This is a genomic window from Cupriavidus sp. L7L, assembly GCF_004353535.1.
Taxonomy (GTDB): Bacteria; Pseudomonadota; Gammaproteobacteria; order Burkholderiales; family Burkholderiaceae; genus Cupriavidus; species Cupriavidus oxalaticus_A.
In genome coordinates this window covers 1-1,310 of the sequence record NZ_SMNY01000151.1, presented here as the reverse complement: position 1 = coordinate 1,310, position 1,310 = coordinate 1, and the positions used below count along the sequence as shown (strand labels likewise).

The window sequence follows — 1,310 nt, the reverse complement described above, 5'->3', positions numbered from 1 at the left end:
GGACCTGGGCGGCGCCGACGTGCATACGCGCCTGTCCGGCGTGGCCGACTACTTCGCGCAGAACGACCACCACGCGCTGAGCCTGGCGCGCAATATCGTGCAGCACCTGAACCGCCGCAAGCCGGACCAGATCCGCCTGCACGAGCCGGTCGAGCCGCTGTACCCGGTGGAAGAACTGTATGGCGTGATCCCCACCGACACGCGCAAGCCCTATGACGTGCGCGAGGTGATCGCGCGCATCGTCGACGGCTCCGAGTTCGACGAATTCAAGGCGCGCTACGGCACCACGCTGGTGTGCGGCTTTGCGCGCATCTGGGGCTACCCGGTCGGCATCGTCGCCAACAACGGCATCCTGTTCTCGGAGTCGGCGCTGAAGGGCGCGCACTTTATCGAGCTGTGCTGCCAGCGCAAGATCCCGCTGGTGTTCCTGCAGAACATCACCGGCTTCATGGTGGGGCGCAAGTACGAGAACGAAGGCATCGCCCGCAATGGCGCCAAGATGGTGACCGCGGTGGCGACGGCGCAAGTGCCCAAGTTCACGGTGATCATCGGCGGCTCATTCGGGGCCGGCAACTACGGCATGTGCGGGCGTGCCTATTCGCCGCGCTTCCTGTGGATGTGGCCGAACGCGCGCATCTCGGTGATGGGCGGCGAGCAGGCGGCGAGCGTGCTGGCGACGGTGCGCCGCGATGGTATCGAAGCGAAAGGCGGCAAGTGGAGCGCGGAGGAAGAGGATGCGTTCAAGCAGCCGATCCGCGACCAGTACGAGCACCAGGGCCACCCGTACTACGCCAGCGCGCGGCTGTGGGACGACGGCGTGATCGATCCCGCGCAGACGCGCACGGTGCTGGGGCTGGGCCTGTCGGCCAGCCTGAACGCGCCAATCGAGGACATGAAATTCGGCGTGTTCCGCATGTAATTCGGCATGTAATTCGGCATGTAATTCGGCATGTAATTCGGCATGTAATTCGGCATGTAATTCGGCATGTAAGCCTGCCCTCCAGGCATCCCAGAATCGTATTCAAGAACGCTCCCCGCGAGGAGCGAAAGGCGAAGTCATGTTCACCAAAGTCCTGATCGCAAACCGCGGCGAGATCGCCTGCCGCGTGGCCGCTACCTGCCGCCGGCTCGGCATCCGCACCGTCGCGGTGTACTCGGATGCCGACGCCGATGCCCGCCACGTCGCCTTCTGCGACGAGGCCGTCCATATCGGCGGCGCCGCCGCGCGCGACAGCTACCTGCGCGCCGACCACATCATCGAGATGGCGAAGGAGACCGGCGCCCAGGCGATCCACCCGGGCTACGGCTTC

General features: G+C 65.5%; 2 protein-coding genes. Both read left to right on the top strand.

The features are described 5' to 3' along the window. The coding region (locus E1J61_RS36685; RefSeq protein WP_305791069.1) for a carboxyl transferase domain-containing protein at positions 1-919 on the top strand (919 nt) is incomplete at its 5' end. Between the two features lie 139 nt (positions 920-1,058). Further along, positions 1,059-1,310: biotin carboxylase N-terminal domain-containing protein (locus tag E1J61_RS36680; protein ID WP_305791072.1), on the top strand; the 252-nt coding region annotated here is incomplete at its 3' end.